The organism is Actinoallomurus sp. NPDC052274 (genome assembly GCF_040679475.1).
Lineage (GTDB): Bacteria > Actinomycetota > Actinomycetes > Streptosporangiales > Streptosporangiaceae > Actinoallomurus > Actinoallomurus liliacearum.
Genome location: NZ_JBFAUT010000002.1, coordinates 191,037 through 214,343 on the forward strand (window position 1 = coordinate 191,037; position 23,307 = coordinate 214,343).

Annotated in this window: 21 protein-coding genes and 2 riboswitches; of the genes, 12 read left to right on the forward strand and 9 right to left on the reverse strand. The window is 71.1% G+C overall.

Features of this window, described 5'->3' with window-relative positions:
* Positions 1–29: 29 nt before the first annotated feature.
* Both AB0K82_RS02730 and AB0K82_RS02735 read right to left on the reverse strand, forming a co-directional pair.
* Positions 30–902, reverse strand: coding sequence for a phytanoyl-CoA dioxygenase family protein (locus AB0K82_RS02730; RefSeq protein WP_364391892.1), 873 nt, complete (start codon positions 900–902; stop codon positions 30–32).
* Between the two features lie 54 nt (positions 903–956).
* Positions 957–2,486, reverse strand: a complete 1,530-nt coding sequence (locus tag AB0K82_RS02735) for an FAD-dependent monooxygenase (RefSeq protein ID WP_364391894.1) — start codon at positions 2,484–2,486, stop codon at positions 957–959.
* Between the two features lie 252 nt (positions 2,487–2,738).
* Here AB0K82_RS02735 and AB0K82_RS02740 point away from each other — a divergent pair, with 252 nt between their 5' ends.
* Together AB0K82_RS02740 and AB0K82_RS02745 are read left to right on the forward strand one after the other, a co-directional pair.
* Entirely contained in the window at positions 2,739–3,992 is a 1,254-nt protein-coding gene (locus tag AB0K82_RS02740; protein ID WP_364391896.1) for a cytochrome P450, read from the forward strand.
* A gap of 334 nt (positions 3,993–4,326) precedes the next feature.
* Positions 4,327–5,079: a DUF4118 domain-containing protein gene (locus AB0K82_RS02745; protein ID WP_364391899.1), complete on the forward strand. Its 753-nt coding sequence runs from the start codon at positions 4,327–4,329 to the stop codon at positions 5,077–5,079.
* A 99-nt stretch (positions 5,080–5,178) separates the two neighbouring features.
* On the opposite strand, the gene AB0K82_RS02750 is transcribed toward AB0K82_RS02745, so the two are convergent.
* The 3 genes from AB0K82_RS02750 to AB0K82_RS02760 all read right to left on the reverse strand — a co-directional run bounded on the left by AB0K82_RS02750 (position 5,179) and on the right by AB0K82_RS02760 (position 7,642).
* Positions 5,179–5,886, reverse strand: coding sequence for a dienelactone hydrolase family protein (locus AB0K82_RS02750; RefSeq protein WP_364391901.1), 708 nt, complete (start codon positions 5,884–5,886; stop codon positions 5,179–5,181).
* A gap of 65 nt (positions 5,887–5,951) precedes the next feature.
* Positions 5,952–7,109, reverse strand: coding sequence for a serine hydrolase domain-containing protein (locus AB0K82_RS02755; RefSeq protein ID WP_364391904.1), 1,158 nt, complete (start codon positions 7,107–7,109; stop codon positions 5,952–5,954).
* A gap of 224 nt (positions 7,110–7,333) precedes the next feature.
* The gene (locus tag AB0K82_RS02760) at positions 7,334–7,642 is read right to left on the reverse strand and encodes a hypothetical protein (protein WP_364391906.1); all 309 of its coding nucleotides are present in this window, start codon (positions 7,640–7,642) and stop codon (positions 7,334–7,336) included.
* 343 nt (positions 7,643–7,985) lie between these two features.
* Here AB0K82_RS02760 and AB0K82_RS02765 point away from each other — a divergent pair, with 343 nt between their 5' ends.
* Positions 7,986–8,375: a hypothetical protein gene (locus AB0K82_RS02765; protein ID WP_364391909.1), complete on the forward strand. Its 390-nt coding sequence runs from the start codon at positions 7,986–7,988 to the stop codon at positions 8,373–8,375.
* 36 nt (positions 8,376–8,411) lie between these two features.
* Here the strand turns inward: AB0K82_RS02765 and AB0K82_RS02770 are convergent, their stop codons facing one another.
* A complete protein-coding gene (locus AB0K82_RS02770) occupies positions 8,412–9,104 on the reverse strand; it encodes an alpha/beta family hydrolase (protein ID WP_364391911.1) in 693 nt (230 codons plus the stop codon).
* 392 nt (positions 9,105–9,496) lie between these two features.
* Positions 9,497–9,641: riboswitch (cyclic di-AMP (ydaO/yuaA leader) on the forward strand.
* Positions 9,642–9,728: 87 nt separating this feature from the next.
* Positions 9,729–9,872, forward strand: a riboswitch (cyclic di-AMP (ydaO/yuaA leader).
* Between the two features lie 7 nt (positions 9,873–9,879).
* Between AB0K82_RS02770 and AB0K82_RS02775 the strand changes: the two genes are divergently transcribed.
* The 3 genes from AB0K82_RS02775 to AB0K82_RS02785 all read left to right on the forward strand — a co-directional run bounded on the left by AB0K82_RS02775 (position 9,880) and on the right by AB0K82_RS02785 (position 14,282).
* Positions 9,880–10,617, forward strand: a complete 738-nt coding sequence (locus tag AB0K82_RS02775; protein WP_364391914.1) for a CHAP domain-containing protein — start codon at positions 9,880–9,882, stop codon at positions 10,615–10,617.
* Between the two features lie 114 nt (positions 10,618–10,731).
* On the forward strand, positions 10,732–13,218 hold the full coding sequence (locus AB0K82_RS02780; protein ID WP_364391916.1) for a penicillin acylase family protein: 2,487 nt from the start codon (positions 10,732–10,734) through the stop codon (positions 13,216–13,218).
* A gap of 227 nt (positions 13,219–13,445) precedes the next feature.
* Positions 13,446–14,282, forward strand: a complete 837-nt coding sequence (locus AB0K82_RS02785) for a peptidoglycan-binding protein (protein WP_364391918.1) — start codon at positions 13,446–13,448, stop codon at positions 14,280–14,282.
* A gap of 154 nt (positions 14,283–14,436) precedes the next feature.
* Here the strand turns inward: AB0K82_RS02785 and AB0K82_RS02790 are convergent, their stop codons facing one another.
* Positions 14,437–15,177: a helix-turn-helix domain-containing protein gene (locus tag AB0K82_RS02790; protein ID WP_364392143.1), complete on the reverse strand. Its 741-nt coding sequence runs from the start codon at positions 15,175–15,177 to the stop codon at positions 14,437–14,439.
* A gap of 223 nt (positions 15,178–15,400) precedes the next feature.
* On the opposite strand from AB0K82_RS02790, the gene AB0K82_RS02795 reads away from it, so the two are divergent.
* The 3 genes from AB0K82_RS02795 to AB0K82_RS02805 are packed head-to-tail and all read left to right on the forward strand — an operon-like array spanning position 15,401 to position 17,813.
* Entirely contained in the window at positions 15,401–16,063 is a 663-nt protein-coding gene (locus AB0K82_RS02795) for a DUF4097 family beta strand repeat-containing protein (RefSeq protein ID WP_364391920.1), read from the forward strand.
* A 26-nt stretch (positions 16,064–16,089) separates the two neighbouring features.
* Positions 16,090–17,043: an ATP-binding cassette domain-containing protein gene (locus AB0K82_RS02800; RefSeq protein ID WP_364391922.1), complete on the forward strand. Its 954-nt coding sequence runs from the start codon at positions 16,090–16,092 to the stop codon at positions 17,041–17,043.
* Complete coding sequence (locus AB0K82_RS02805; RefSeq protein ID WP_364391925.1) at positions 17,040–17,813, forward strand: ABC transporter permease; 774 nt, start codon at positions 17,040–17,042, stop codon at positions 17,811–17,813. Before AB0K82_RS02800 ends, AB0K82_RS02805 begins: the two co-directional genes overlap by 4 nt.
* 260 nt (positions 17,814–18,073) lie before the next feature.
* Here AB0K82_RS02805 and AB0K82_RS02810 read toward each other — a convergent pair whose 3' ends face one another.
* Positions 18,074–19,204, reverse strand: coding sequence for an NAD(P)/FAD-dependent oxidoreductase (locus AB0K82_RS02810; RefSeq protein ID WP_364391927.1), 1,131 nt, complete (start codon positions 19,202–19,204; stop codon positions 18,074–18,076).
* Between the two features lie 118 nt (positions 19,205–19,322).
* Here AB0K82_RS02810 and AB0K82_RS02815 point away from each other — a divergent pair, with 118 nt between their 5' ends.
* From AB0K82_RS02815 to AB0K82_RS02825, 3 genes are read left to right on the forward strand one after another with little or no spacing between them, the layout of a single operon-like run.
* Positions 19,323–19,994 carry a TetR/AcrR family transcriptional regulator C-terminal domain-containing protein gene (locus tag AB0K82_RS02815; RefSeq protein WP_364391930.1) on the forward strand — a complete coding sequence of 224 codons (672 nt, stop codon included), beginning with the start codon at positions 19,323–19,325 and terminating at the stop codon, positions 19,992–19,994.
* A 57-nt stretch (positions 19,995–20,051) separates the two neighbouring features.
* Positions 20,052–20,402, forward strand: coding sequence for a hypothetical protein (locus tag AB0K82_RS02820; protein ID WP_364391932.1), 351 nt, complete (start codon positions 20,052–20,054; stop codon positions 20,400–20,402).
* An 8-nt stretch (positions 20,403–20,410) separates the two neighbouring features.
* On the forward strand, positions 20,411–20,617 hold the full coding sequence (locus AB0K82_RS02825; RefSeq protein ID WP_364391935.1) for a hypothetical protein: 207 nt from the start codon (positions 20,411–20,413) through the stop codon (positions 20,615–20,617).
* Positions 20,618–20,633: 16 nt separating this feature from the next.
* Here AB0K82_RS02825 and AB0K82_RS02830 read toward each other — a convergent pair whose 3' ends face one another.
* Positions 20,634–23,270, reverse strand: a complete 2,637-nt coding sequence (locus AB0K82_RS02830) for a SpoIIE family protein phosphatase (RefSeq protein WP_364391937.1) — start codon at positions 23,268–23,270, stop codon at positions 20,634–20,636.
* Positions 23,271–23,307 lie beyond the last annotated feature (37 nt).

The window sequence follows — 23,307 nt, forward strand, 5'->3', positions numbered from 1 at the left end:
GGCGGAGTGAAAGCGGAGACCGCCGGGTCTCACCGGGGATCGGGCGCCGAGGCGGGTGTCGCCGCCTCGTCGCGGAGCAGCAGCATCGGATCGCTCAGCTCGTAGAGCCCGCACATCGGCGGGCACGCCTCGTAGCCGAGGAGCCGCTGGATGTCCTCGGGGTAGCCGCGGACCAGGTCCAGCGGCACGGACAGGTACTGGTTCTCCTCCTGGCGGAGGTTGCCGAGGTCGTAGGCGTACGACAGGCCGGTGCGGGGCGCGTCGGAGGTGTTCACCCCGGCCCCGTGGTACGTGCTGCCGAGCCAGAGCAGCGCGGAGCCGGTCCGCATCTCGGCGGGCACCGCCTCGTCGTCGCGGGGCGCCCGCTCGTCGTCCCAGCGGTGGCTGCCGGGGATCACCCGGGTCGCGCCCGTGCGCGCGGTGAACTCGCTCGCGGCCACCATGACCTGCACCCGGCTCTCCGGGCCCGGGTGGGTGCGCAGGTGGGCCGTGTCGTCCCGGTGCAGCGCCTGGATCGGCACGCCGGGCGAGGTCTGGATCGCCCGGGAGATGCCGAGCTGGATCGTCGGGACGAACTCGACCCGCTGCTCACCGAGCCACGCCTTCACCGGGCGCTGCAGGAAGTGCCGCGCGAGGCCGAGGAAGTGCGGCTGCCGCATGACGGCCGTCGAGTGCCGGGTCCGGCGGACCAGACCGGGGAGGATGCGGGTCTTCTCGCCCACGAGCCGCCCGTCGCCGTCAGCCTGGCGTTCGAGGGCCGGTCCGAGGTCGGCCCACAGCCCGCGGAGCGTCTCGGCGTCCAGGAAGTCCTCGATGATCACTGCTCCGTCACGGTCGACCACCTCGATCGCCTTGTCGACCGAGGTGGACGCGGGCAGCGTGGTCAGCCTGGAATCACTCACTCCGGCCTCCGATCACGGGCGGCGGCGGTCTCTGTCAGGGGTTCGAGGCGCACGTCAGGCGGTGGTGGCGGGCGGGCCGAACCACCGGGCGAGGGCGGCCGGCAGCGTCGCCGGGCCGGCGGGGGTGCTCCAGGCTACGAAGCCGTCCGGGCGGATCAGCAGGGCGTCCGCCGGAGGTTCGGCGCATTCGGCGGTCACCACGTCGACCCGGTCGGACCAGGGTTCGGCGAGGGCGCGCAAGGCCGGGTCGGAGCGCAGGTCGAGCAGCAGCGCCCGGCCGTTCCGTTGCAGCTCCGCGACCCGTACCGTCCCGTCGGCGCCCCGTAGGCGCAGGTCGGGGCTGTACCGGCCGACCAGCGGACTCGTCAGTGCCGGGTCGCCCATGTCGTAGGAGATGTGCAGGTCGTCGACCAGGGCGGTGAGCTGCCGGTTCGCCTCGTCGCGCAGTAGCAGTTCCCGGAGCAGCCGGCGCAGCGCGTCGACGTGCGGGCCGGGTCGCATCAGCGCGATCGAGGCCCGTTGGATCTCCAGCGTCTGCGCGCCGATCGGATGCCGCTCGGAGGTGTAGGTGTCGAGCAGGTCCGCGTCGCACCAGCCGCGCGCGACGGCGGCGAGCTTCCAGCCGACGTTGACGGCGTCGCCCAGTCCGAGCCGCAGCCCTGGACCGCTCCAATGCGAGTGGACGTGCGCCGCGTCGCCCACCAGCAGCACCCGCCCGCTGCGGTAGGTCTCCGCCTGCCGCGCGTTGTCGGTGAACCGGGTGATCTTCGTGATCCCGGTGACCGTCACCTTGGTGCCGCTGAGCCGGCGCAGCGCGCCCTGGAACTCCTCGAGCGTGATCGGCGCGTCCCGGTTCACCGGTGGTCCGTCGAACTCCAGCGTGATGAACCGGGGCGGCCCCTCCTCGTACACCAGGAGCCCGCCGTCCTTGCGGAACCAGCCGGGCAGGTGGAAGTCGGGGTCGTCGATGTCGGCGAAGGCGCGGTACCCGGTCGTGACCCCGTCCGTGCCCGGGAACGCGACGCCGGACAGCTTGCGGATCGTGCTGCGGCCGCCGTCGCAGCCGGCCAGCCACTCCGCCGCCAGCTCGTACGGCCCGTCCGGACCCTCGACCTCGAGACTTACGCCGTCGTCGTCCTGGGCGAACCCGGTGACGGTGTGACCGCGCCGTACCTCGACGCCCAGCTCCGTCGCGCGCCGCGCCAGGTCCTCCTCCAGCAACTGCTGCGGCACCAGCAGGTCCGGCGACTCGGGGCGGAGCAGGAACATGCCGGCGAAGTGCCGCGCGCGGGGGAACTCCTTGGGCAGCAGGCTGTCCGGCCGTCGCTCACCGGCGGCGACGCGGGCCTGCTGCTCGGCCGTCGGCGGCGTCGTGGGGGTCTCGGTCACCCCGAGCATCAGGCCGCGGCGGTCCATGATGTCGACAGCCCGGCCGGTGATCCCCTCGGCCTTCGGGCGCCATTCGATCTCGGGCAGTCGTTCGAGCACGACCACCGGCACGTCGTGGAGGGCCACCTCGCAGGCGAGCATGAGCCCCACCGGTCCACCGCCGACGACCGCGACTTGAGCATGCCGAACCGTCATTAACACCTCTAAGGGGATGACAGTGAGGGTGAGGAAGGAGACGCCGGGTCACCGATCACGGACCGGCGACATTTGCGACGGCCCGTTCGCCCAACGTGTTTGACAGATGTGTCCGTTCGGTCAGCGCCGATGCTAATCGGACGGTCCGGAAATGACTAGTGGTGTGTTTTTTCGGACTTGTCATGCATAATCAGCCGCTGATGATCATGCTCCGGGCCGACGGCTGCCCGGAGCCGGCCCGGAGGTGGTCGGATGACCGATGGCCGGACGGCCCGTCCGCTGGAGACCGATCGACCCACCCCCTTCGACCCGCCCGCCGAGCTGCGGCGACGCCCCCCGCTCAGCCGGCTGGCCTACCCGGACGGGCACCTCGGCTGGGTGGCCACCGGCTACGCCGTCACCCGGGCCATCCTCGCCGATCCGCGCTTCAGCACCCGGCGTGAGCTGCTCCATCAGCCGGTGGGCCGCGAGCGCGCGCACGAGCGGCCGGCCCCCGCGGAGCCGGGCATCTTCCCGCACATGGACCCGCCCGAGCACACCCGGTACCGCCGCCTGCTCAGCCGCCACTTCGGTCCTCGGCGCGTCGCGGAGCTGACCCCGGCGATCCGGCGGTACACAGAACGGGCCCTCGACGCGATGGCGGCCGGCGGGTCGCCCGCCGACCTCGTCACGTCGTTCGCCGTGCCGGTCCCGGCCCTGGTCATCTGCGAACTCCTGGGCGTGCCGGCGGAGGACCGGCACGCGATCCAGGCGGCGACCGCGGTGATGAACGACCTGGACTCCACCCCCGAGCGCGCGGTCGAGGCGGTGATGTCGATCACCGGGACGGTGCGCGGCCTCATCGGACGGCTGCGTAGGGGCGCGGGCGGCCCGGACGAGGAGGGGCTGCTGGCGCACGCCGTCGCGACCGGCGACCTGACCGACGAGGAGCTCACCAACCTCGGCATGGTGCTGCTGGCCACCGGGCACCTGCCGACGTCGAGCATGCTCGCCCTCGGGACGTTCGTGCTGCTCACGGACGAGACCCGGCGCACCCGTCCGAGCGAGGACGCCGACGTCGCCGAGCGCGCGGTCGAGGAGCTGCTGCGGTACCTGTCGATCCTGCAGTTCGACGTACGGCGCACCGCGCTCGCCGACGTCGAGATCGACGGCCAGGTCATCGCGGCCGGTGAGACGGTCGTGCTCGCGCTGCCGGTCGCCAACCGGGACCCCGAGCGCTTCCCCCATCCGGACGACCTCGACCTGGGTCGACCCGCGACCGGGCACCTCGCCTTCGGCCATGGGATCCACCAGTGCCTCGGACAGCACCTCGCGCGGGCCGAGCTGCGCATCGCGCTGACCGCGCTCTTCGACCGCCTCCCCGACCTGCGCCTCGCCGTCCCGGCGGCCGAGGTGCCGACCCGCGAGCGGTCGGCGGTGTACGGCGTGGACCGGCTGCCGGTCGCCTGGGGCACGCCATCGGCCGGCCATTCGGCACGCGACGCCGACGAGGCCGCCATTAGATGAATCATCAACCAATGATGTGAGTATTGCGATACAGAGCAATTACCGAGCGTGTGAATAGCGCCACTGTCGGCGCGGTTTTCCGGCGCGGATAACCGAATAATGAGCGATATGCGGACCGGAGTGTTCTCGTCGGCGGCGAGGTTCCCGGGCGGAGCGACGGCGCGGAGGCCCTGCCTCGCCTGCGCGGCCGGTAGTCGGTGGCGGCCCGCGGGTACTCCTCGTTAGGGGACGATCGGCGCGCCGGTCCACGCCGTCGCGGCCTCGGGCGCGACCGGCTTCCGCCCAGAGCGCGCGGGTCGCCGCCCAAGGCGTCCGGACAGGCGGGAGGTGCGGCATGATCGGACACCGGTATCGCGACGTCATCGCCGTGGCGGCCGCGCTGGCCGGTCCGCTGCTGGTCGCGCTCGTCCTGCTGCCGTTCCGTACCGGCGTGTCGAGGACCAACCTGGCTCTGATCCTGGTGGTGGTCGTCGTGGCGGTCGCCGCCCTCGGCAGCCGGCCGGCCGGTGCGCTCGCCGCCCTGTCGGCCGCCGCGTGGTTCGACTTCTTCCTCACCCCGCCCTACCAGAGTCTCCTCATCCACCGGGCCGCCGACGTCCAGACCGCGGTGCTGCTGCTGGCGGTCGGCCTCGCGGTCTCCCAACTGGCCGCCCGCGCCCGGCGCCTCAAGGTGATCACCGTCACGGACGCCGGCTACCTCGCCCGGATCCATGACACCGCCCGGCTGGCGCAGGGGGCGACCTCCGCCGACGCGGTCGTCGACCACGTCCGGAGAGAGCTCGGCGACCTGCTGCACCTGCGTGCGTGCCGGTTCGAGTACGGCTCGCTGCTCGGCCATCCGCCGCGGCTGGAACAGGACGGCGGCCTGGTCGTCGGCCGCCGGCGCTGGGAGGTGGAACGGCGCGGCTGGCCGGAGGAGGATGTCGAGTTGCGGGCCTTCGGCAACGGTCACTTCCAGGGCCGGTTCATGCTGAGTCCCGTGCCGGGGGAGCGGCCGTCGCTGCAGGCCCGTCTGGTCGCCGTCACGCTCGCCGACCAGGCGGGCGTCGCCCTGGACACGGCCGGACCGGCGAGACGGGAACAGTAGGGCGCCGCCCCGGGCGTCCAGGCGCTCCGTCATCCGGCCGTGTTCACAAGGCCGTGATCACCCAGTGCCGGTCAGCCGGTGCCGGTCAGCCGGTGTCGGTCACCCGGCCGTGGTCACCCGGACGAAGTCGAGCACCTGGGGCCAGGAGATGTCGAACGCCTCGGCGTTGATCGGATCGTCTCGGCGACTGCGGGCGCTGAACCCGTGCGCGGCGTTCGGGTAGACGTGCACGATGCTCGCGCCGGATTCGCGCGACTGCAGGGCGGACTGCAGGCGCTGGAAGCTGCGGAGGGGAACCAGGGCGTCCGCGCCCGGATAGAGCATCATGACCGGCGCCTTGATCCGGGCGGTGTGCTCGACCGCGTCGACGGTGTGGTTCGGGGCCGGAGTGCCCGGGACGGTCGGGTGGTAGGCGACCACGTTGGCGAGCCGCTCGTCGCGGCCGCCGAGGATCAGGGCGAACCGGCCGCCCAGGCACCAGCCGATCACGCCGGCCCTGCCGCAACCGAGTTCGCCCAGCAGATGATCGAGCAGCCGCCGCTGTTCCGTCAGCACGACCTCGTCGTCGAGCCGGTCCATCCGCGCCCGCAGCTCACCGATCGGAGTGTCGTCGCTGCTCACGCCGTGCCACGGGTCCCAGCTCAGCGCGGTCACGCCGGCCCGGGCGAGGTCGTCGGCGAACTCCCGGACCTGCTCGCCGATCCCTGTGATCATGGGAAGCAGGAGCATGCCGGCGGCGGAACCACCCTCCGGGCGCGCCAGGTAGGCGTTCAGGCCGTCCACCGTGAGGTACGACGTCTCGATCATCAGTGACCCTCCTCGCGAGTTCCTCAGAGGCTTCATACCACCGGCCCACAGGCGAATGCCGCCTGCTACTCGCACAGGGCGGCGTCGACGGCCGCGTTCAGGTGGCCGATCTGGGCCAGGTCCGTGGGCAGCTCGGTGACGGCGATGGTGACGGCGCGGCCGTCCTCGGTGGCGGCGTTGCTCGTGGAGTACCCGGGGATGTCGCCCCCGTGGCCCCAGGCGACGCCACCGCAGCTCAGCGGCGTGCTCATGAGGCCGAGCCCGTATCGGACGCCCTTCCCCATCTCCGGCGCGGCGACGGTCGTGCGCATCTCCTTGAGCTGCGCCGGCGCGAGCAGCCGACCGGCGAGGAGCGCGGTGAAGAAGCGGTCCACGTCGCTCGGGGTGGAGATCATCTGGCCGGCCGCCCAGCCCATGGACGGGTCCGACTCGGTCACGTCGGTGAGCGGCGCCTTCGGATCGTCCTTGGCGTACCCCTCCGGGTGGGGCCGGCGGATCGTCTGGTCGCCGACGCCCGGGAAGTAGGTGTGCCGTAGGCCGATGCGCGTGATGACGCGATCGGTGATCTGCTCGGCCATCGGGCGCCCGGTGATCTTCTCGACCAGCAGCCCGGCGACGACGTAGTTGGTGTTGCTGTACTCCCACTTCGTGCCCGGAGGGAAGTCCGCCTTCTTGGCGAGGGCCAGGTCGAGCAGTTCGCGGGGCTCGAAGTAGCGGTGCTGGTAGGGCAGGAAGCCGTTCGCGAAGAGGGACGTGTAGTTCGGCAGGCCGCTCGTGTGCTGCAGCAACTGCCGTACCGTGATGTGGCGGCCGTCGATGCCGTCGCCGCGGATCAGGCCCGGCAGGTAGGTCTCGATCGGCTCGTCCAACCGGATCCTGCCCTCGCCGACCAGTTGCAGGACGACGACGGCGGTGAAGGTCTTGGTGTTGCTGCCGATGCGCACGTACCCGTCGGCCGGCACCCTGCCCTTGGTCCTCAGGTCGCCGACGCCGGCGGTGTAGTGGCGGAAGTCCCCGTCGTGACCGCGCACGGACGCCAGGGCGGCGGGGAATCCGTCGTCGCGTACGAGGTGGTTCAGCCGCTGCTGGACGACGCCTCCGGTCCGGCCGGTGCGTGCGGCGAGCGCGCCGCTCGGCGCGGTGGCGGCGCCGAGGATGCCGAGGCAGGTCAGCGCGACGATGGTGGTGAGACGCCTGCGGTTACCGAAACGATGATCGCTCATGGCGGTCACGTTACGTACGGGGCAGGTGACGGATCGATCCCGCTGGCGGTACTTCGAAGGTACCTCTGGCCCTACCATCGCCCGGGGGTCACGCGCCGGGGGGCGGCCTCAGGAGAACCGAACCGGCCGCGACGACACGTCCGGCACGGCCCGCCCCGGGCTCCCCAGGGCGGGCCGTCACGAGGAATCAGACTGGTGGGGCCGCCGTTCTGCCGTTCACCCCGCTAGCAGCAGCAGCCGCACCCGCTCCACCAGTACCAGTAGGAAGTGCGCTTGTAGTAGGAGTACGAGTAACTCGTCGTGCCGCTCGTCCGCCAGTACCGTACGGGCGCACGCCCGTACCGTCTGTGCCGCAGGAACGCGCGCCCGTGCCGGTGCCGAGTGACGCGGGAGTAACTCGCGGCGACGGAGTGCTGCGGGGTGATCGTCGCCGTCTGCGCGTTCGCCGGCCCGGCTGCGCCGAGCGTCGCGACCGTTGCCCCCGCGAAGGCCAGGCCAGAGACCGCTACTCCCATCCGGCGCGAAATACCCATGGAAGATACCTCCTTCGGTACGGCTCGCGCGCGACGATTCGGCAGCCACGCGCGTCATTTGAGAACATTTAGATGTATGTCCCGATATCAGGTGACATCACAGTGACTTCGAAAGTCAACGGTTCATTGTGGTGATGAGTGAAACTTGAAGGCCGCTTAGCATTCTCTTGCCGATGCCCGCCCGCCGGATCGTTGCGGCATGGGCGGTGAAAGGGCGGGTAATGTTCTGACCGCGTCGGGGGCAGGTGACGGGATCATGTCGTGCGCGGGGTATAGAAGCCGACGTCCCGGTTGTCCACCGAGCGCGCCCAGCGAAGGGCGCAAGAAGCCAGGTGTGCCACGAATGGTTCGTCGCCGTGATGAGAGGTCCATTGCCCGGCTGCCCGGCAACGGGCGCATCCTCGCACTCGCCGTCCTCCTTTGCGGCGTTTCCGGGGTGCTCGCGCCGGCGCAGGCGCGCGCGAGCCAGGCGGCGATCGGGCGGGTCGAGCGGATGGGCGTCCTGCCCCGAGGCGACGGCCATGGCAAATGGGTGCGCGTCGCCATGCACGTCGGGAACGGGAAGTTCAACAAGAACTACACGACCGTGCTCAGCCCCACCGTCAATCGCGGCCTGCAGCAGGTGTCGAACACCAACGTGAGCGGACGGACCAATACCCAAGTGGCCTTCTGCCGGAAGAGGCACAGAATCTGCAGGATCTCCCAGCGGATGGGCGCCCGCTGGGGCTGGTGACGCCCATCCCCGCCCGAGCCTCCGCCGCGGCGCCGTTCAGGCCCCTCGAGGGCGTTGCCCGATCGGCGCGAGGTGGTCGAGGAACCACTCCCGGGCCAACTCCGCGACCGTCTCGAGGGCGCCGGGCTCCTCGAACAGATGGGTGGCGCCCGGAACGATCTCAAGCCGGCTCTCGCAGCGCATGAGGGCCTGGGCCTGGCGGTTCAGCTCGATGACGACCTCGTCCCGGCCTCCGACGATCAGCAGCGTGGGCGCGGTCACCTGCCGGAGGCGGGCGGCGGCGAGGTCGGGCCGGCCGCCACGGGAGACGACCGCGGCGACGTCCGTCCGGGATTCGGCGGCGGCCCACAGCGCGGCGGCCGCTCCGGTGCTGGCGCCGAAGTAGCCGACGCGCCGCCCGCTCGCCTCGGGGCGGGCGCACAGCCAGGCGGTGGTGTCCACCAGGCGCCGGGCCAGCAGCTCGATGTCGAACACCTTGGCGCGGTCGGCCTCCTCCGCCGCGGTGAGCAGGTCGAACAGCAGCGTCCCGAGCCCCACCTGGTTCAACGCGGTGGCCACGAAGCGGTTGCGCGGGCTCCGGCGGCTGCTGCCGCTGCCGTGGGCGAACATGACGAACCCGAGCGGCGGTCCGGGGACGACCAGGGTGCCGGCCAGCCGGATCGGTCCGGCCTGTATCTCGACTTCTTCCTCGCGCGGGCGGTCATCGCCGCTTCGGTTGATGAAGGCCATGGCTCTTTCCCCCTCGCTTCCACGATTCACCGGGACACCGATGCGGGCCAGAGGCGATGGTCCCGCGGAAACGAGTAACACCAGTCACATCGTTAACAAATGCCACGTGAATAACTTCCGTATACAGCTCGCAGTCCCGACCTCTGGCATTGCGTGCGACAAGTGACCCACATCACGTAAACTCACTATTTGAGTGAGTGTTTTGTCCTGCTATGTTCCAATAACTCTCGCGGCGCTCCCCACGCGTCGCCCGCATATCCGTCGGCCATGGCCGGCCTGCCGACCCAGGCGATAGGGCGTTCACAAGACGCCTGCCCGAGCGCGGCCCGACCCAGCCGGTTCATATCCAAATCGCGCTGCTACCGCCGAGCACTCCGCGGAGTGCGTACGCGAGAGCGGCAACGCCGAGTCCGTGACCTCACGGAGCCGGGGACCCACCGCATCATCGGGGTGAATCGGCACATCCCCCGTGCCGTAGGGCGACTTCCACGCTCGAACCCGTCAGCTAACCCGGTAGGCGTCTGGAAGTAAGGAGTAGAACCTTGCCCGCGCCCATCCCCTGATCCCATCCGCCGCCATCGTGATGGCGGCCGCCCGGCAGTCTCTTGTATAAGCCGCCCGAATTCGGGCGATCCGCTGAATCCACACCACTGTGGAACCGGGGACCCAAACGTATTACTGGGGTGAATCGGCACTCCCCTCGTGCCGTAGGGCAGCTTCCACGCCCGAACCCGTCAGCTAACCCGGTAAGCGGCATGGAAGCAAGGAGTACCCCGTGTCCGCTGCCCCTCGACTCGAACGATCCGGAGCACGCATCACCGCAGCCCTGTCGGGCATCACGACGGCCGGCCTGGCCGCGTTCATCTTCGCCGCCGCCGCCGCCGGCCCGGCCGAGGCGTCTTCGCTCCCCGCGCAGGCCGGTCGCGCGCCGGCGGGCGTCCCGTCCACCCAGGGACATCAGGTGACACAGGTTTCCGGCAGAGGACTGGACGCCGATCCCCGAGGTTCGGACAAGGGCCGGCAGCAGGTGCCGACCGCGGCCGACGCGCTGAAGATCGCCCTGTCCCAGGTCGGCACCACCGAGGACCCCGCCGGCGGCAGCAAGTTCAACCAGTGGTTCATGGCCTCGCCGTACGCCAAGCTCGGAGTCGCGCGCGACGGCGGGTCGATCAGCGACTACGCCGCCGCGTCCTGGTGCGACATGTTCGTCACCTGGGTCGGCGCCCAGGCGGGGGTCAAGGGCCTCGGCGGCGACGCGTTCACCCCCGCGCACGCCCAGTGGTTCCACGACCAGGGTCGCTGGGGCAGTGCGCCGAAGCCGGGCGCGGTCGTGTTCTTCTCCTGGAACGGCGGCAAGGACATCGACAGCATCGACCACGTCGGCCTGGTCATCAAGGACAACGGCGACGGCACGATCCAGACCGTCGAGGGAAACACCGACGACGCCGTGAAGGTCCGCACCCGCAGCAAGGACTACGTCGTCGGCTACGGCTACCCCGAGTACGCCCAGTAGCCGCGATCTCTCCCGCCGCCCGCGCGCCGAATCCGCTGGTTCGGGGCGTGGGCGGTCGGCATGCGTGGATGGTTTACTGACGCGATCATCCCGGTCCTGGGGTAAGGAAGGTCAATGGCCCGTTTTGCGCCGCTTGCCCGGCTGCCGCGTCCGGCCCGCTGGGCGGTCCGCATCCTGGCCGTGCTCCTGGCCCTCGCGCTCGTGCTCACGCTGTACGGGTGGTGGACGGTCCGGCGGTCGTACCCACAGGTCGGCGGGCGCGTCACCGTCCCCGGCCTGGGCGCGGACGTCACCGTGTTCCGGGACCGGTGGGGCGTCCCGCAGATCTACGCCGACAACGCCGAGGACCTGATGCGGGCGCAGGGCTACGTGCACGCGCAGGACCGGTTCTGGGAGATGGACTTCCGGCGGCACATCACGGCCGGACGGCTGTCGGAACTGTTCGGCAAGACCACCCTCGACACCGACAAGGTCGTCCGTACGCTCGGCTGGCGGCGGGTCGCCGAGCAGGAGCTGCCGCTGCTGCGGCCCGACACCCGGCGTTACCTCGACGCGTACGCGCAGGGCGTGAACGCCTGGCTGGCCCGGCACCGGAACACCGCCACGCAGAGCCTGGAGTACTCCGTGCTGGGCCTGCGGCGCAGCGGCTACCACCCCGAGCCGTGGACGGCCGTCGACTCGCTGTCCTGGCTGAAGGCGATGGCCTGGGACCTGCGCAGCAACATGGACGAGGAGCTGGGCCGCGCGATCGCCGCGACCAAGGTCGCCCCGGCCCGCGTCGACCAGCTGTACCCCGACTATCCGTACGACCGGAACCCGGTGATCGTCCCCGGCGGTGGGGATTCGGGCGGGCGTACGGGTCCGGCGCCGCGGGCCCGCGCGCTGTCGCCGGCGCTGACCCGCGTCGCCGCCGCCATCCACGCCATGCCGACCATGCTCGGCAACGGCGCCCCGGGCCTGGGCTCCAACTCCTGGGTCGTGTCGGGCGCGCGGACGAACACCGGCAGGCCGCTGCTCGCCAACGACCCGCACCTCGCGCCGCAGATGCCGTCGCTCTGGTACCAGGCCGGACTGCACTGCCGCACCGCGTCGGCCGCCTGCCCCTTCGACGTCACCGGGTTCACGTTCTCCGGCGTCCCCGGCGTGATCATCGGGCACAACGCCCGGATCGCCTGGGGCTTCACGAACCTCGGCCCGGACGTCACCGACCTGTACCTGGAACGGGTCACCGGCTCGACGTACGAGTACAAGGGCCGTCAGGAGCCCCTCGCCGTCCGGACCGAACAGATCAAGGTGGCCGGCGGCAGGCCCGTCACCCTCACCGTACGGGCGACGCGGCACGGGCCGCTGCTGTCCGACGTGATGGACACGGTCCGCACGGCCGGGAACGGCACGGCGGTCGCGCTGCGGTGGACCGCGCTGGACCCGGGCCGGACCGCCGACGCCATCGTGTCGCTGGACACCGCCGGCGACTGGCAGCGGTTCCGCGACGCGGCCCGGCTCTTCGAGGTGCCCGCGCAGAACCTCCTGTACGCCGACGTCGACGGGCACATCGGCTACCAGGCGCCCGGCCGCATCCCGATCCGGTCGAGCGGCGACGGGCGCTGGCCCGCGCAGGGCTGGACCGGCAAGGAGGAGTGGACGGGCTACATCCCGTTCGACGACCTGCCCCGTACGTACGACCCGCCGCAGGGCTACATCGTCACCGCCAACAACGCGGCCGTCGGGCCCGGCTACCCGAGGATGCTGACCCGGGACTGGGCGTACGGCTACCGCGCGGCGCGCATCGCCGAACTGGTGGGGCGGACGCCGAAGATGGACGCGGCGACGATGGGGCGGATCCAGCTGGACGACCGCAACGGCTTCGCGCCGACGCTGGTGCCGCACCTGCTGCGCGTCGGCTCCGGGCCCGCCGTGGCGCTGCTGCGCGGCTGGGACTTCACCCAGCCCGCCGACTCGGCACCGGCGGCCTTCTACAACGCCGTCTACCGCCACCTGCTGCTGCGGACGTTCAACGACGAACTGCCCGACGGCGCCCGCCCCGACGGCGGCGACCGCTGGTTCGAGGTGCTGCGGAACCTCCTGAACCGCCCGGACGACCCCTGGTGGGACGACGTGCGCACGCCGGCCAGGGAGACCCGCGACGACATGCTCCGCCTCGCGGTGAAAGACGCGGACCAGGAGCTGCGCAAGCGCCTCGGCGGCGACCCGAAGAAGTGGCGCTGGGGCGACCTGCACACGCTCACGATCACCAACCAGACGTTCGGCACCTCCGGCATCGGGCCGATCGAGTGGCTGTTCAACCGGGGGCCGCTGAAGCTGTCCGGCGGCGACTCGCTCGTCGACGCGACCGGCTGGAATCCGCAGGAGGGGTACCAGGTCGACTGGGTGCCGTCGATGCGCATGATCGCCGACCTCGCCGACCTGGACCGCTCCCGCTGGGTCAACCTCACCGGCGCGTCCGGCCACGCCTTCGCGGACCACTACTGGGACCAGGCGCGACTGTGGGCGCGCGGCGACACGATCCCGATGCGGTCCGCTCCGGACACCGTACGCCGCGAGGCCGCGCACATCCTGACGCTGCAACCCCGGCACGGCTGACTTCTACTGTTTTGGACCAATTTGGCCATTCGTCTGCGAGGCGACCGATGGCGGCGGGACGCTGAAGGCGCGGAACACCTTTTGTAGGGGATAGTCGCTTGCGCAGCGATTAATGCCCTTTGTGTGCTGACGTCGCATGGCCCGGCTGAGGACGGGTAACGCGGACGGGACGGTGATCGTCCGGGGGCTTCCACCGATCCGAGTTCCGGCCATCGAGGAGGTAACCCATGCCCGACGCATTCACCCCGCCACCCGACGGCGAGCCGATTCCGACACCCGGTCCGAGCGACGCCGCCGCCCCGCGCCTCCCGGACCCGCCCGACGACGGCCGGATCTACGTCGATCCGGCGGCGCCCATCACGGCGCACAGCGCCGCCGCGGCGCCGACGGGCGAGCAGTTGGTCGCGTACGCGATGACCCTGCGCGGCACGGCGCGAGGTCGCGTCCGTGAGAACGTCAACGACTTCACCCAGTGGTACTACGGCGACAACACCGCCGCGTCCTGGTGCCTGATCTTCGTGTGCTGGTGCTTCAACCACTTCGGCGCGTTGCGCCTGCTGGGCGGAAAGATCGCTTACGTGCCGAGCCTGAAGAGCCGCGTGGGATCGAAATGGCACACGGACCGAAAGCTGATCGCCAGGGGCGACCCGGTCACCTTCGATTTCAACCACAGTGGCGAGCCGGAGCACGTCGGGCTCTTCATCAAGTGGCTGGATTCGGGGCACACGACGTTCGAGTCGATCGAGGGCAACACCGGCAACGACCAGGTCGCCACCCGTACGAGGTACTGGAGCGACGTGTACGGCTTCGTGAAGCCGGGCCTGGCCGCCTCCGACCCGAGCCGGTACCCCGGCGTGATCTACCGGTACGTTTCGGGCGCGATGATGCACGACGCGCACGTCAAGTGGATCCAGCAGCGGCTCGGCGCACACCAGCACGCGGTGACCGTCGACTCGTACTACGGCCCGGCGACGGCCGCCGCGGTCACCGCCTTCCAGAAGGGCGCGCACCTGTCCGCCGACGGCGAGGTGGGTCCCAAGACCTGGGCCGCCCTGGCCGGCTGACCCGCGCACCCGCGTGCGACCCACGGCACCGGACCGCCATGGCCGATCCGCGCCGGCGGTCCGGGCCGTCCCGGTCCCGGCCCCATCTCGTGACGGCACCGGGCCGCCCTTCGCCCGAGCGCGGAATCGGCGCCGGCCAGGCCGGGCCTGGAGGTCACAGCGGCGAGGTGTCGATCGAGTCCGGTTCGGGTTTGGTGTAGAGCACCTCGCGGGCCTGGTTCGCGGCGCGGGTGATGCTCTCGGTGACGAAGTCGAGGAAGCGGGCGATGTTCTCGAGGCGGGCGGCGGCCGGGGTGCCGGGGCCGAGGACGCCGATGCCCTGTCGTGCGGTCTCGGCGACCTGGGCGGTGCCACGGGCGCTGGCGATCATCGATTGGTACCAGACGTCGTCGTCGACGATGTAGCGCTCCCGGCGGCGCTCGTCGCGTTCCCGGCGGACCATGCCCTGACTCTCCAGGAACGTGACCGCCTTGGAGATGGACGCCGGGCTGACCTGGAGGCGCTGGACGAGTTCGGACGCGGTGAGGCTGCCCGCGTCGTTGGTGCAGAGGCAGGCCATCACCCGGGCCATCATCTTGGGCGTGCCTGACGCCATGAAGACGGTGGTGAGCGTTTCTTCGTACTCGCGCACCGCCTCGGCGTCGCGTCCGTGTGGCTGCGGGGGTGCCTCCGACCCTCGGGAGGAGGCAGGCCGGCGCCGGTGGGCGCGGCGTTCGGTGGCGCGGTGGGCCAACTCGGCGCGGTAGCCGGTGGGGCCGCCGTTCCGCATCACCTCGCGCGTGATCGTCGAGGTCGGACGGTCGAGGCGTCTGGCTATCTCCGCATAGGCGAGGCCGTCCGCCAGCCCCGATGCGATCTGCTGGCGGTCCTGCTGAGTGAGCCGGCCTCCCGGCATCGCGACCTCCTTGGCGCTCCCTGATGCCCCCACCATAGCGTTCACGGGCAATCCATCGCAACGAGTGCGCTCCGCGATGTTGCGTTATCTTCAGATCTGTTGCAACGATTCCACGGCTCTGAGCTGCATGAATATCGTCAACGCGCAACGAGCTTGTTGAAGGAATCTGGAAAGCAACGTAGCGTTTGCGGCGTTGGAAACGACGAGCCGCAAGGAGAGCATCATGCAGAAGTTCGACACCCCCGCCCCGATCACCGCCGTCCTGAACATCCCCGCCGGACGCGTCCGGTTCATCGCCGCCGACCGCACCGACACCACGGTCGAGGTGCTGCCCGCGAACGCCTCCAAGAGCCGCGACGTGAAGGCCGCCGAGCAGACCACCGTCGCCTACGCCGACGGCGTCCTGCGGATCGAGGCCCCGGCCAAGAACGACTACTTCGGCCCGTCCGGCTCCGTTGAGGTCACCGTTCAGCTGCCCGCCGGTTCCCAGGTCGAGGCCGAGACCGCCAGTTGTGAGCTGCGCGGCGTCGGACGGCTCGGCGACGTCGCCTTCGACGGCGCGTACCGCCAGATCAAGATCGACGAGGCCGCGAGCCTGCGCCTCACCGCGGTCGACGGCGACGTCGAGGTCGGCCGCCTCGGCGGTCCTGCGCAGATCAGCACCGCACGGGGCGACATCCGGATCGCCGAGGCCGCAGGCGGCAAGGTCGTGCTGGCCACTCAGTCCGGTGACATCTCGGTCGGTGCCGCCGCCGGAGTCTCCGCCTCCCTGGACGCCGGCACCTCCCACGGCCGCGTCAGCAACGCGCTGAAGAACGACGGCACCGCCGGCCTGACCATCACCGCGACGACCTCCAACGGCGACATCACCGCCCGCAGCCTGTGACCCGCTGCCACTAAAGGAGCCTCACCATGACGAACCTGGCCATCGCGGCGACCGGGCTGCGCAAGTCCTACCCCGGCAAGGACGGCGACAAGGTCGTGCTCGACGGCATCGACCTTGCCGTGCCCGAGGGGACGGTCTTCTCCCTGCTCGGCCCGAACGGCGCCGGCAAGACCACCACCGTGCAGATCCTGTCCACCCTGACCCGCGCCGACGACGGCACCGCGTCCGTCGCGGGATACGACCTGAACCGTCAGGCCGATGACGTGCGCGGCGCGATCGGGGTGACCGGGCAGTACTCGGCCGTCGACAAGCTGCTGACCGGCGAGGAGAACCTGCTCCTCATGGCCGACCTGAAACACCTGTCCCGCAGGGACGGCAAGCGTAAGGCCGCCGAACTGCTCGACCGCTTCGACCTGGTCGACGCGGCGCGCAAACCGGCCGGAACCTACTCCGGTGGCATGCAACGCCGGCTGGACCTGGCGATGACCCTGGTCGGCGACCCCCGCCTGATCTTCCTGGACGAGCCCACCACCGGTCTGGACCCCCGCAGTCGCCGCTCCATGTGGGGCATCGTCCGTGAACTGGTCGCGAGCGGCGTCACGATCTTCCTGACCACCCAGTACCTGGAGGAGGCCGACGAACTCGCCGACCGCATCGCCCTGCTCGACCATGGACGCCTGATCGCCGAAGGCACCGCCGAAGAACTCAAACGGCTCATTCCCGGCGGCCACATCGAGCTCACGTTCGCCGAGACGCACCTGCTCGAGGCGGCCCGTCACCTCATCGAGGCCGGAGTCGCCGACCCCGAGGCGCTCACCCTGCAGGTCCCCAGTGACGGCAGCGTCCGCGCCATCCGCGAACTGCTCGCCGTCCTGGACGAACGCTCGATCGACGTCGCCGAGATGAGCGTGCACACCCCCGACCTCGACGACGTCTTCCTCACCCTCACCGGCCAGCAGCAGAAAGAGACCACCCGATGAGCACCATCGCCCTCGCCGCCCGCGATTCCTCCACCATGGTCCGCCGCCAGCTCAAACGCCTGATCCGCTACCCCTCCATGACCATCCAGCTCATCATCACCCCCGTCATCCTGCTGCTGTTGTTCGTCTACGTCTTCGGCGGCACCCTCGGCAAGGGGCTCGGCGGCGGCCGCGACGTCTACGTCAACTACGTCCTCCCCGGCATCCTGCTCATGGCCGCCGCCACCGCCGCCACCGGAACCGCCGTCATGGTCGCCACCGACATGACCGAAGGCATCATCGCCCGCTTCCGCACCATGCGGATCTCCCGAGCCTCTGTCCTGACCGGCCACGTCGTCGGCAGTGTCATCCAACAACTCCTCGGCATGGCCGCCCTGATCGGCATCGCCCTCGCGATCGGCTTCCGTCCCAACGCCACCCCGGTCGAATGGCTCGCCGCCGCCGGCATGCTCACCCTGTTCATCCTGGCCATCACCTGGCTGTCGGTCGCACTCGGCCTCAAATCCTCGACCCCCGAGGCCGCCGGCAACGCCCCCATGCCCCTGATCGTGCTGCCCTTTCTCGGCAGCGGCTTCGTCCCCACCGACTCCATGCCCACCGTCCTGCGCTGGTTCGCCGAATACCAGCCCTTCACCCCGATCATGGAGACAGTCCGCGGCCTTCTGCTGGGCACCCCGATCGGCAACAGTGCCACCATCGCCACCGCCTGGTGCGTCGGCATCGCCGCCCTCTCCTACCTCTGGGCCAGGAACACCTTCAACAAGGCCTGACATGAACCGGCCGAACGGGGCCGTCAGACCACCAGGTCTGACGGCCCTGAATCTTTTGCTGGGACGCCATCGGACGCAGTGGGGCGGCGCGTATTCCGGCCACGCCCCTCGGGGCTCGTCGCCGCTAGGACGTGTACCGAATGCTCGGCGACCGCAGCCCAGAACGAGGGCAATGGCCCACATGTCACCACCACGGGTGGGACCTTTCCCGAGCATCCGGCACGACCCCTCGCCGTCACAGATCGACCACCACGTACGCCCTAGGCCGGCTCGCCGCCCGCGAAGAATTCGAGCAGGCCGTACGGGGCGTCGTCGCCGAACATGAGTTCGTGGAGGTGGGCGGCGTCGGCGGCCTCCGCGGCGCTGCGGGGGAACAGGGCCTGTTCGTATTCGGCGAGCGCGGCCTCGACGTCGTCGGGGTTCGCGGCGAGGGCCTTGCCGAGTTCCGCGCCGTCGTACATGGCCAGGTTGGCGCCTTCGCCGGACGGGGGCATGAGGTGGGCGGCGTCGCCGAGCAGGGTCACCCCCGGCACCCGATCCCACCGGTGCGCGGCGGGCAGGGTGTTGAGGGGGCGCAGGACCGGTGCGGTGTCACAGTCGGTGATCAGCGCGGTGAGCTCCGGTGCCCAGCCGTCGAACTCCTGCGCGATCCGTGCGGTGGCCGCGGGTGAATCGGTGAAATCGATGCCGGCGAACCAGTCCTGCGGTTTGCGGAGCGCCACGTAGGTGTGGAGGGTCCCGCCCGTCTCCCGGTGAGCCTGGATCGCCTTCCCCGGCGCCAGCGCGTACATCGCCCCGCCGCCGACCGCCTTCGCGCCGGCCGGGTGCCGGGTGTCGGCGTCGAACAGGTAGGTCTCGACGAACGACATGCCGACGTACTCGGGAGTGGCGTCGGAGAGCAGCGGCCGGACCCGTGACCACGCGCCGTCCGCGCCGACCAGCAGGCTCGTGACGACGGAGGTGCCGTCGGCGAAGGTCACCTCGTGGCGGCCGTCGCCGAGGGCGCGGGCGCCGCTGACCTTGTGGCCCCACCGGACGGTGCCGGCCGGGAGAGAGTCGATCAGCATCCGGCGCAGTTCGCCGCGCATCACCTCGGGGCGTCCACCCGTGCCGTCGTCGGGTTCGTCGAGCAGAACGGTTCCGTCCGGGGCGAGGGCCCGTGCCGCCTGGCGGCCCTCCAGGACGAGGCCGCGGAACTCCTCGATGAGGTCGGCCGCCTGAAGAGCCGGTTGGCCGTTGTGATCGTGGATGTCGAGCATCCCGCCCTGTGCGCGCGCCGTCGGGGAGGGCTCCGCCTCGTAGACGGTGGCCACGATGCCTTGGACGTGCAGGACGCGGGCGAGCGTGAGGCCGCCGAGGCCGGCGCCGATGATCGTGACAGGCGTGCGCATGGTGTTCCTCCAGTTCGCTGCACGGCCGGAGCGCCGGGCGCCTGCCCGGGGACCCTTATGGAACGAAGTTCCATAAACAATATGGAGCAGCGTTCCACGATGTGTCAAAATGGGGGACATGCCACGGACGCGAGGAAGAGCGCCTGCCGGGGGGCGTGCCGACGCCCTCTCACCAGAGGTCGTCGTCGGCGCCGCCATCGCGTTGCTCGACGAGCGCGGCGAACGAGGCCTCACCTTCCGGCTGCTGGCCGAACGGCTGAACACCGGCTCCGGGGCCCTGTACTGGCACGTGGCGAACAAGGACGAGCTCGTCGCCCTGGCCGCCGATCAGGTGCTCGGCGACGCCCTCGCCGCGGCCCCGGAGCCCGCGGGCGGCGCCCGCGCCGGGCTGCGGGCGCTCGCCATCGCCGTCTTCGACGCCCTCGACCGGCACCAGTGGGCGGCCTCCCACGTCACCGCGCCTCCCACGCTGGCCAACGCGCTGCGCCTGCTGGACAGGATCGGCACCCTTGTCGCGCGAACCGGGCTGCCCGCCGAGCGGCACTTCGCGGTCGCCACCGCGATCTGCTACTACATCACCGGCGTCAGCGCCCAGATCATCGCCCCCGGCACCGTCGTCGGCGCGACCACCAGCCGCGACGCCTTCCTCGCCCGGACCGCCGAGCAGTGGGAGAGGCTCGACCCCGCCGACTACCCCTTCTTGACGCGCGCCACCGCGGACCTGCGCGACCACGACGACCGCGACCAGTTCATCATCGGCCTCGACCTGCTCCTGGACGGCCTGAACTGAGCGGTTCCAGCCGACGATGAGCCGGTCGAGCAGCTCGAAGGTGTCGTACGGCTGGTCGTGGTCGCCGAAGTGCCCGTCGTCGCGGACGATCTGCGTACCGCCGAGCCGGTCGAACATCGCCCGGCCCTGCCGGTCGTCGCAGCCGTAGGGGTCGACGCGGGAGTTGATGGAGTACGGGTCGCGGACGTGGGCCCTGATCGCGGCCCAGTCGTAGGTCTCCTGGAGGACGGGCTCCTCACCGGTGTCGGGCCTCGTGGAGTATCCGGCGACGAGGATCGCCTGCGCCACCGTCACGTCGATGTGCTCCAGGAGCGCGAGGAGCAGCGCGGCGCCTCCCGAATACCCGATGAGCACCGTGTGCTCGTCGAACCGGTGGTCCGCCGGTCGATCACCTGCGGACGGATCTGATCGAGGAGGTGCTGCGCCGTCATCCCCAGGGTGTGGACGCGGTGGTGAACCCGGCGCCGAAGGGGGAGGACGTGATCGCGGCGACCTGCACGCCGCCCGACGCGGTGACCCGCGCGTACCCGCTGAGCGGCGCGGTGCGCGCCCACCAGGACCTGGCGGGTTCCCACACCCGCGGCGAGCTGGTCGTCGTCGCGGACGCGGAGGCGGCCCGATGACGCGCGCGGTGGCGGGTCAGGCCGGTGGGACGGTGCGGAGGGCGAGCAGGGCGACGTCGTCGGCGCCGTGGGCGCCGAGTCCGATGAGCAGGTCGTCGCAGAAGGCGTCGAGGGGGGCGCGCGCCAGGGCGGCGGTGTGCTGCCGAAGCCTGGTCAGGGAGTCGTCGAGGGACTCCCCGCGGCGTTCGATCAGGCCGTCGGTGAACAGCAGCAGGGTGGAGTGGGCCGGCAGCGGATCGCACGCGGACGGGCGCGGCAGGTCCGGGTCCATGCCGATCAGCAGCCCGGCGCCTTCCTCGAGGTAGCGGGTGTCGCCCTCGGCGGTGGTCAGCAGCGGCGGCAGGTGCCCGGCGGACGCGTGGTGCAGGTACCACGGGCCGCCCGTGGGGCCCTTGACCAGGGCGTAGATGCAGGTCGCGGTGGCGCGCCGGTACAGGGTCTGACTCGCCAGATCCAGGCGGCGCAGAACGTCCCCTGGCGGTTGCCGGCGGTCGACCGCGATACCGCGGAGCATGTTCCGCAGGGCGCTCATGGCGACGGCCGCCCGCAGGTCGTGGCCGGTGACGTCGCCGATCACCAGCACGGTGTCGCCGCCCGGCAGGACGAACGCGTCGTACCAGTCCCCGCCGACCTGGGCGGTGGTGGTGGAGGGCGCGTAGCGGGCGGCCAGCCGAAGGTGCTCGATGCGCGGCAGGTCCGGCAGCAGGGAGCGCTGGAGGCGTTCGGCGGTGTGCCGGGTCTCCTGGTACAGGCGGGCGTTGTCCACGCCCAGCGCGATGCCGCGGACCAGGTCGGAGACCAGGGGGAGGTCCGCTTCGGTGAAGGGGTGCTCGGCATTGGTACGGACCACGGTCAGGGCCCCGAGGACCTCCCTGCGGGCCCGCAGCGGCGCGATGATGGCGCTGTTCCCGCCCAGTTGCTCGAACAGCTCCAGTTTGCGGGCGTCCAGGGGACTCGCCGCCCGGCTCGGCGGGGGGAAGTCGGTGAGCAGCAGCGGACCCGCGCCGCGCAGCACCCGGGGGAGGGGGCCCCGCGAGGCTTCGGACACCGGTGGGAGGCGGCCCATGTACACCCCGGAGGCCAGCGCCGTCGGGTCGCGGTGGACGACGCAGACGCGGTCCACGTGGCCGTGCTCGGCCAGCAGGTCCACCACGCACCAGTCGGCCAGCCGCTGAGCCAGGACCTTGCACACCCGGAGCAGCCCCTCCTTGAGATTCAGGGTGCTGCTCAGCGCGCTTCCGGTGTCGGCCAGCAGGGACAGCCGCTCCATCGCCGCTCTGCCCGTCTCGTCATCGCCGGTTCGGTCCGCCCGCTTCGAAACGGTCGACACGTAACGCGCGCCGAACTCCGGTCGCGCCGTGTGCCGGTGTTCCCGCGGAGCGCGTGGCGCGGCCGGTACGGCCGTCCTCGGGGTGAGCTGGGCGACGAACACGGTGCGGCCGTCGACCGCCTCCTGGGTCTGGATGTTGAGGCGGATGGGGATCAGCCGGCCGTCGCGGTGCAGCGCCGGGAGCGGTATGGAGTGGCCCAGGACGCGAGGCTGGCCGGTGAGCAGCAGCGAACTGAACGCCCGGATATGGCGCTCCCGCAGGTGCTCGGGGATCAGTACGGTGATCCGCCGCCCGACGAGATCGTCCGCCTGCCAGCCCAGCAGGTCCGCCGCGGGACCGTTGACCGCGATGATCCGGTTCCCGTCGTCGGCCGCGATCGTGGGGACGGCGCTGGTCTGCAGGTCGCTCACGTCCCACGGAGCCAGCTCGAGGGGCCTGCCACTCGGCGTGCCGGGGGCCAGCGTCCACGCGGTGGGGTGCTCACCCGCGACCTGGTCGGCGATCTGATCGAGCAGCCACCGCCGGAAGGCGCGGATCTGTGGGAGGGCCGGGAGCGTGAGCAGACTCTCCTGCTGGGCCGCGCCGTCGGCGATCTCGAGTACTCGGCGCAAGACGACCAGATCCCCGGCGGAGTCCGCCGGGATCGCCACGAGGACGGAGATCGTGTCGGCGTCGGAGAGCCTCCTGCCCACCGCGGCGCCCATGCCCGCGCTGATCGCGTTGCTCATGTCGTGCGCGGCGAGAAGGTCGTCCGCCCGTACGGGCACCCCGATCGGATCTCCGGCGGAGCCGATGAGCAGCAGTTCACGCAGGAGCGCGTCCCGGTGCTGCCGTGCCGCCGAGTACAGCGCGTGCGGCAGGTCGATCAGCCGCACGGTCACCGTCGGGCCGGCGCACGACGTGGTGTCCCATTCGGAGGTCGGTGGTGGCGGGGTCTCGGGCCACAGTTCGAACCAGACCGTCTTGCGGTCCTCCCCGATCTGCACGCCGTGACTGGAGGCCAGACTCTCGACCAGTGCCAGGCCCCATCCGGTGCCGGCGTACGGATGGCGCTGGTGCGGCACCAGCCCGCGGCTCGGCCGGTGATCGCTGACCCACACCTGGACCCGGTCCGCGATGCTGCGGGCCCGCACCTCGATCTCGGTCCGCGCGTGCATGACCGCGTTGGTCACCAGCTCGCTGACCAGCAGTTGCGCGGTGTCCACCAGATCCGGCGCGACACCGTGCAGCGCCGACCGCACGAATCGTCGGGCCATCGCGGCGCTTTCCGGCCGAGGGGGTAGTCGTCGCGACGGCACCCCCGGCGAACTGGGGCTGCCCATACCCCCACCATGCCAAAGGCCGGGCGGAGGGCCGAGG